The following is a 7,314-nucleotide window of genomic DNA, read 5'->3' as shown; positions in this document are numbered from 1 at the left end:
GCTGTCCGCGAGGAACGAGAGCTGGTCCAGGCCTGAAGCCAGCCGATCGGCTGATGCGCTAGATCGGTTCGCGCGCCGCACGCAACGCGACCACCAGGGCCGCCACCGCCGGTGCCATGAGCAGCAGTGCCAGCGCCGACGCCACCTGCGGATCCGGGCCGACGAACGGCACGAGCACCAGCGGGAGCATCGGCAGCCCGCCGCCGACGGCGAGACTGCTTCCGTACTGGCTCCAGGACACCATGAAGCCCAACAGCGCCGCGGGGGCGAGCGACGGCATCACCGCAGGAACGGTCACCAGGAGGACGCGGCGGACCGGCCCCGCACCGAGGCTACGCGCCGCATCCTCCAGCGCCTCGACGCGAGCGCCGAAGCCGGGGGCGAGGAGCAGCACGACGTAGGGCAGCACGTAGGGGAGGTGCGCCAAGGCGACCCCCAACAGGCGATCAGCCAGGCCGATCCGGATGAACCAGGTCGCCAGGCCCGTCCCGACCGCGTACTGGGGGACGAGCAGCGGCAGGGCGATCAACGTCAGGGTGGCGACCGGGCGGGGGGCCCGGCCCTCGCCGAGCGCCCGGGCGGCGGGCCAGCCGACGATGACCGCCACCGCCGTCACCGCGAGCGCGACCAGCAGCGAGTTGTGCAGTGCCTGGCCCGCGCCCGCGCCGGGCGACATCGCGTAGTCCCAGCCGCGCAGCCCCCACTCCTGAGGGACGACCGCGGGGAAGCGCCACCGGTTGGCGAACACGCGCACCGGTAGCGCCAGGAACGGTGTGACGTACGCGATCACGACGACGGCCGTCACACCGCGGACGAGGCGTGGCGACAGCCGCACCTCAGCCACGCCAACGACGCACCGGGCGGACCGCCACGACAGCCAGCGCGACGGTCGCGGCCGCGATCGTCAGCAGGCTGGCGGCCGCACGGGCATGCCCCGTGAGGTCCACGGTCTGCGTCTCCCGCAGCGCGTACACCGCCACCATGGGGGGGTAGGTCGGTCCCACGAGCAGCGGCACCTCGAAGGCTCCCAGGACGAACGCCGCGACGATCAGGGAGCCCACGGCGAGCGGCATGCGGATCTGCGGCCACACCACCCAGCGCAGCCGCTGCCAAGGGCTGGCTCCCGTCACGGCGGCGGCCTCGGTCAGGTCGTCGACCCCGCGCCCCCACACGGCGAGGACCAGCAGCGCCAGGAACGGCACCTCCTTGTAGACGTACACCAGGACGACCCCCAAGCCGGCCCGGTCGCGGACCAGGGTCCACGGCAGCACGCCGAGGCGCTCGATCAGCCCGCCCGCTCCGAGCCACACGACCGCTACCACGGCGATCAGGAGGTGGGGCATGGGAACCGGGAGTGCGAAGAGGGCGCGGAGGAACGTGCGGTGATGCCGCAGCAACGCCGCGAACCCCACGGCGAGGATCGCAGAGACGAGCGTGGCGGCAACCGCGGTCCGGAACGTGAACCCGAGCGCGTCGTGGAAGGCGCCGTCGGCGAGCACCGTCCGCCAGGCGTCGAGGGTCACTTCCCCGTCGGGTCGCGGCTGCACGCTCGTGACGGCCCCTCCGGCGAGGGCCCCCCCGAACAGCACCACGACGACGAACGCGGCCGGTCCGCTGCCACCCGCCCACGCGAGACGGGCGCCGCTTGACGCCATCAGCGCCCGCCCGATGCCATGATCCTCGTGTGTTCGACCGTCACCTGCGCGCCATGGCTGCGCCGATCGAGCGCGCGATCGCGCGTCCGCTGGTGCGGGCCGGGTTCACCGGCGACCGGCTCACCGCGTTCGGCCTGGTCGTCGGGTTGGGCGCCTGCGTGGCTGCGGGGTTCGCCCGCTGGTGGCTGGCGCTCGTCCTGTGGCTCCTCAACCGTGCGGTGGACGGTGTGGACGGCCACGTGGCCCGTGCCCGCGGCGGCGCAAACGAGCGGGGCGGGTTCCTCGACGTCATGGCGGACTTCGTGGTGTACGGCGGGTTCGTGGTCGGGGTGGCGGCGGCGCTGCCTGAGGCCCGCCTTGCCTGCGTCGTGCTCCTCGCGACCTACTACGTGAACGGCAGCGCGTTCCTGGCCCTCTCCTCGCTGGCCGAACGACGCGCCCGCGAGCACCCCGACGAGCGGTCGCTGCACTTCGTGGGCGGCGTCGCGGAGGGCGCGGAGACCATCGTCGTCCACAGCCTGTTCTGCCTCTTCCCGCAGTGGGTGGCTCCGCTCGCGTGGGGGTTCGCCATCGCGGTCGGGATCACGGCGCTCCAGCGCGTCACGTGGGGCATGCGCATGCTGGGCGCCGGGTGAGGACCGCACGCGCCGCATCATGGCCGTTCGACCGCCCGCAGCAGACGCAGCACCGGGCGAGTCACGCGACGCACCCGTTCGCTCAGCCACTCGTCGCGCACATGCTCGATCGCCGCCCACCGGGCTCCCTCGCTGAACGTGGGGTAGGGATGGACGGTCTGGGAGATGTCTTGGATGGTGGCGCCCTGCCGCATGAAGGTCGCTATGCCTGCGACGGTCTCACCGCCCCAGGGGGCCGCCACCGTCGCTCCGACCAACCGGCCGCGCGGGTCCGCGACCAGCTTCACGAAGCCGTACGCCCGTCCCGCGCACACCGCCCGGTCCAGCTCGGCACAGTCGAAGCGCCGCACGATGGCGGACTGCCCCCACCGGTCGCGGGCCTGCTTCTCCGTGCGTCCCACGCGGCCCACCTCCGGGTCGGTGAACGTGACCCACGGCACGTCCGCGTAGGAGGCCTTGCGCCGCAGATGGAACAGGGCGTTGGTCACGACCAGGCCGGCCTGGTAGGCGGCGACATGGGTGAACGGCGGACCGCCGGTGACGTCGCCTGCGGCGTAGATCCCCCGTCCGGTGGTGCGCAGGGTGTCGTCCACGGCGACGCTGCCGTCGTCGGCCGTCTCCACCCCGACGCTGTCGAGCTCCAGCCCGTCGACGTCCGCTTGGCGACCGACCGCGACGAGCAGACGGTCGAACGGGACCGCCCCCGCCCGGCCGTCCTGGTGGATCTCCAGGCGGTGCTCGCCGCCGTCGTGGTCGATGCCGGTTGCGCGTGCGCCCAGGCGGACGTCGACGCTCTCGGAGCGGAGCCGCTCGGCAACCAGCCGGCTCGCCTCGGGATCCTCCCGTCGCAGCAGCCGGTCGGTCATCTCCACGATCGTGACCCGGGCGCCGAGACGGGCGAACGCCTGGCCCAGCTCGCAACCGGTCGGTCCACCACCGAGGACCACGAGGCGGCTCGGGAGTTCGGCGATGTCCCACACGTCGTCGGTCGTGAGCACGTTCGCCCGGTCGATGCCGTCGAGCGGGGGGACGACCGGGGTGGCGCCAGTCGCGACCAGGGCACGGCGGTAGCGCAGGATGCGCTCGCCCACCACGACCCGCCCTGGTCCCGCGAACCGGGCGTGTCCGTGGATGACCTCCACTCCCTCGTCCCGGAGCCGCTCCGGGGAGTCGTGCGGGGCGAGCCGCTCGCGGGCGGCGTGCACTCGCGCCATCACCCGTCCGAAGTCGATCTGCGGCTCGACCGGATCGAGGCCCACCGCGTCTGCGCCGCGCATGCGGTGGGCCAGATCGGCTGCGGCGATGAGGCTCTTGCTGGGCACGCAGCCCGTCCACAGGCACTCGCCGCCGGTCCGGTCGCGTTCGATCAGGGCGACGCGCGCCCCGACCCCTGCGGCACCGACCGCGGCGACGAGCCCGGCAGTGCCCCCGCCGATGACCACCAACCCGTACCGCGTCGTCACGTCGCCGTCCGTCCCGTCGCGGGATGCCCTTCCCGACCCGGACCGGGATCGATCTGCTCGGGGATGCGCCACAGATGCGCCTTCGGCAGGTCGACGCGGACGGTCGCGCCCGTGGTCGGCGCCTGATCCGGCGGCAGAAGGGCAGAAAGTTGCTGCCCCCCGACCGCCAGCACCACCCGACTGTGGCCGCCCGTGTAATCGCTGGCCACGACCTCTCCGGGCAGCGGGGCATCGGGGCACAGCCGGACGTGCTCGGGGCGGATGGCGAACGCGGCCTGCCCGTCCGGCGCAGCCACCTCGACGTTCCCGACGTCCAGGTGGAGGCGTCCAGCGGTGACCGCACCCCGCAGCACGTTGGCGCCGAGGAACCGGGCTGCCTGGACGGTGTGTGGCTGCTCGAACAGCGTCCGCGGTGGTGCCTGCTGCACCACGCGACCGGCGAGGAGCAGCGCGAGTTCGTCGCCGAGCTCCGCCGCCTCCGCCCGGTCGTGGGTCACGTAGACGGTGGTCAGCGACCGTTCGCGCTGGACGGCGCGTACGAGGCCGCGCAGCCCCTCGCGCCGCTCGGGGTCCACGGCCGACAGGGGTTCGTCGAGCAGCAGCAGGTCGGGCTCGGCGCACAGCGCCCGGGCGAGCGCGACGCGCTGGGCCTCGCCGCCCGACAGTCCCCGTGGGCGCCGGTCGGCCAGCTGCGCGATGCCCACTTCGTCGAGCAGTTCCCGGGCGCGGTGACGCCGCTGGGCGCGGCCGGCCCCCTGTGCCCGCAGCGGGAACGCCACGTTCTCGGTGACGGAGAGGTTGGGGAACAGGCGCGGTTCCTGGAACACCATCGCGATGCCCCGACGATGGGCTGGCACTGTCCGGAGGTCTCGGTGCCCCAGCCTTATCTCGCCCGCCTCGATCGGCTGCAATCCGGAAACCGCGCGCAGCAGCGTGGTCTTCCCGACACCGGACGGTCCGAGGAGCACCGCCATCCGTCCGGCCGGTACCTCGAGATCGACGTCCTCGAGCACGCTCGTACCGCCCGGCGCCACGACCAGCCCGCGACAGCGCAGATCCGGCGTCGGCACCGCTATCGCAGCACCACCTCTTCCCAGCGGTCCTCGATCTCGGGCACGCGCTGGGCGGGGAACTCACGCAGTCCCTCGCCGAACTCCTCTCTGGACAACAGGTAGGGGCTTTGGGTCCGCTGCGCGAAGCGCGACCGCTGCTCCTCGGGGAGGCGCGAGACGTCGAGCACGGTGGGGATGCCGAGGACGTCCGGATCCGCCTTGAGGGCCTGGAGGTCGGGGCGCAGCAGCAGGTCCGCCACGACCAGCGCACCCGCCCGGCGCCCTGCGTTGTAGGGGATCGTCACGTAGCTGGTGTTGCGCAGGGCCCCCGTCTCGAAGACGAACGGTCGCGCGCTGTCGGGGAAGGTCCCGTTGGCCACCGCCGTCTCCACGAACGCCGGGTCGTAGCTCATGGCGAAGTCGGCCTGCCCGTCCCCGAACAGGCGGTTGAGCTCCGCCTCGTTGGAGGGGAAGGCCTCCCCCTCGCGCCACTGCAGCGGCTTGAGCTCCTGCAGGAGGCGGAAGGCCTCGTCGTCGCCGAGAGCCTGGATGGCCTGACGGACGAACGCCGACCCCGTGAAGTCGGGCGGGGCGGGGTACGTGACGCGGCCAGGGTTCGCTCGGGCGTACTCGAGCAGTTCTTCGTAGCTGCCGGGCGGCCTCGGCGTCCGCTGCTGGTCGTGGGCGAAGACGAACACCGCGCGACTCCACGGCGACTCCTCGCCGTCGACCGGAACGCCGAAGTCGGTGTTGATCGTGGGGTCGTCCCAGTCGACGAACTCGGCGTTGGGCAGGTCGCGTGCCCAGTCCTCGAGCCACAGGTTGGCCTCCTTGCCCTGCGCGAAGTTCTCCCCGTTGATCCAGATGAGGTCGACACTGCCACCCTCTTCCCTGCCGGCGCGCTTCTCGGCCACCACCCGCTGCACTGCGTCGGCGGTGTCGTCGACGGGCACGCGATCGAGCGCGACGCCCAGTCCCTCGGCGGCGGGCACCACGTGCTCGTCGATGTAGCGGTTCACCCGCTCGTCCCCACCGAACAGCCACCACCGGACGCGCTGTCTCTCCGCTTCCCGCAGGGTGGCTTCCCAGTCGCCAGCAGCCGTCGCGGGGGACGTGGGACTGGCCTCGAGCGCCCCGGTCGTCTGTTCACCGCCCCCGCAGGCGGTGACGAGAACAGCGGTGAGGACCAGCGGAATCCCACGTGCAGTCGCGGTCAACCGCAGCGCCTGCCTTTTCATCGCGTGCCTGCCGCTCTCTCTTCAGTCCCGTCTGGACCGGTGCTCTCCGTTTGGCCCTCGTCGGGGACCTCCGGGGGGCCCGCGCCGCGCCGGCGGAGGTAACGGTTGAAGAACGGCCCGCCAATCACGAGGACGATGAGCAGGCTGACGGCGGCGATGAACTCGGGGGCGGTGGGGTCGTCGAACGACCCACCCAGGGCGGCGTAGGCGAACGCCCCCGGGACGATGCCGACCATGGTCGCCAGGAGGTAGTCACGCGTCCGCAAACCCGTGACACCGGCCAGATAGTTCAGCGCGTTGAAGGGGACGACCGGGAAGAGCCGCAGGTAGAGGACCGCGAGGAACCCTCGGCGCTCCAGCCACCGGTCCAGCCGCCCGAGGCGCTTGCCCGCCATCCGCTCCACCTGGTCCCGACCGAGGCGTCGGCCCACCGCGAAGGCGGCGGCGGCGCCGAGCGACGCCCCGACCACCGCGAGCGCCGTCCCCGCCGCCGTCCCGAACAGCACACCCCCCGCGATCGTCAGGACCGCGCCCGGCACCAGCAGCACGGTGAGACCGGCGTAGAGCACGACGTAGACCAGCGGTGCCGCCATACCCGCCGACTCCACGAACCGCTGCACCCCCTCGCGGCTGGGCCCGCCGATCAGCAGCACCGCCGCGCCGCCGCCCGCGAGCAGCACGACCAGCAGCGCGAAGCGGAAGCGAGGGGACGACACGAGACGCACGAGCCGCCCGGCGGGCCGCGCGTCGGCTGTTGATCCCTCCTCTGCCACCGCCTCCCTCCGGGCGCCGGCTGTCCAGGAAAGCGACCATAGGCAAGGGTGCGATAGGTGCACCGCGCAACTAAATGCACCGCGCATCTACTCCCATGGCTGGCCAGTGCCTACCGTTGGCAACGTAGGTTGTTGCCAAACCTTTCGAGCAGGCACTCGAGGTGAAGAGGAGGGGTATACGCCATGAGGGATGCGGCGACACACCGGTCCGACCTCGCCATCGACGAACGCGGCATGTCACGGCTCTCGATCGGCCTCTGGATCGCGCTGGCGGGGGCGGTGCTGCAGTTCACGGCACTCGGCTCCGACTTCTACACCTGGGACGACAACATCAAGGACGCGTGGTTCGGCGTGCCGCACGTGTCGGCGCTGTTGCTGGCGTCGGCGCTCACCTCGGTCACGCTCACGGGGCTGTCGGCAGCGAACCGCCAGCCGGTGCGCGGTCGCTGGGTCGGCGGCCTGATCGCGGTGGTCGGCCTGGTCGCCATGCTGCACACC

At 72.5% G+C, this 7,314-nt stretch carries 8 protein-coding genes; 2 read left to right on the top strand and 6 right to left on the bottom strand.

What is annotated here, in order from left to right; all coding sequences use genetic code 11:
• Positions 1-58 precede the first annotated feature (58 nt).
• Entirely contained in the window at positions 59-844 is a 786-nt protein-coding gene (locus M3N57_13785; protein MDP9023739.1) for a hypothetical protein, read from the bottom strand.
• The gene (locus M3N57_13780) at positions 837-1,655 is read right to left on the bottom strand and encodes an ABC transporter permease subunit (protein MDP9023738.1); all 819 of its coding nucleotides are present in this window, start codon (positions 1,653-1,655) and stop codon (positions 837-839) included. The genes M3N57_13785 and M3N57_13780 overlap by 8 nt, the downstream gene beginning before the upstream one ends.
• A gap of 29 nt (positions 1,656-1,684) precedes the next feature.
• On the opposite strand from M3N57_13780, the gene M3N57_13775 reads away from it, so the two are divergent.
• Positions 1,685-2,290: a CDP-alcohol phosphatidyltransferase family protein gene (locus tag M3N57_13775; GenBank protein ID MDP9023737.1), complete on the top strand. Its 606-nt coding sequence runs from the start codon at positions 1,685-1,687 to the stop codon at positions 2,288-2,290.
• Positions 2,291-2,307: 17 nt separating this feature from the next.
• On the opposite strand, the gene M3N57_13770 is transcribed toward M3N57_13775, so the two are convergent.
• The 4 genes from M3N57_13770 to M3N57_13755 are packed head-to-tail and all read right to left on the bottom strand — an operon-like array spanning position 2,308 to position 6,759.
• The gene (locus M3N57_13770) at positions 2,308-3,753 is read right to left on the bottom strand and encodes an FAD-dependent oxidoreductase (protein MDP9023736.1); all 1,446 of its coding nucleotides are present in this window, start codon (positions 3,751-3,753) and stop codon (positions 2,308-2,310) included.
• Positions 3,750-4,823 carry an ABC transporter ATP-binding protein gene (locus M3N57_13765; GenBank protein ID MDP9023735.1) on the bottom strand — a complete coding sequence of 358 codons (1,074 nt, stop codon included), beginning with the start codon at positions 4,821-4,823 and terminating at the stop codon, positions 3,750-3,752. Before M3N57_13765 ends, M3N57_13770 begins: the two co-directional genes overlap by 4 nt.
• Positions 4,824-4,825: 2 nt before the next feature.
• Complete coding sequence (locus M3N57_13760; protein MDP9023734.1) at positions 4,826-6,022, bottom strand: ABC transporter substrate-binding protein; 1,197 nt, start codon at positions 6,020-6,022, stop codon at positions 4,826-4,828.
• 17 nt (positions 6,023-6,039) lie between these two features.
• A complete protein-coding gene (locus tag M3N57_13755) occupies positions 6,040-6,759 on the bottom strand; it encodes a TVP38/TMEM64 family protein (protein ID MDP9023733.1) in 720 nt (239 codons plus the stop codon).
• 240 nt (positions 6,760-6,999) lie between these two features.
• Here M3N57_13755 and M3N57_13750 point away from each other — a divergent pair.
• The coding region (locus M3N57_13750; protein ID MDP9023732.1) for a hypothetical protein at positions 7,000-7,314 on the top strand (315 nt) is incomplete at its 3' end.

This window comes from Actinomycetota bacterium (genome assembly GCA_030776725.1).
Taxonomy (GTDB): Bacteria; Actinomycetota; Nitriliruptoria; order Nitriliruptorales; family JAHWKO01; genus JAHWKW01.
The sequence above is the reverse complement of the archived record's forward strand: the minus strand, read 5'-3'. Positions and strand labels throughout refer to the sequence as shown.

Coding starts and splice junctions, on each gene's coding strand:
- M3N57_13780 (MDP9023738.1), bottom strand. CDS start 1,655: ATGGCGTCAAGCGGCGCCCGTCTCGCGTGGGCGGGTGGCAGCGGACCG.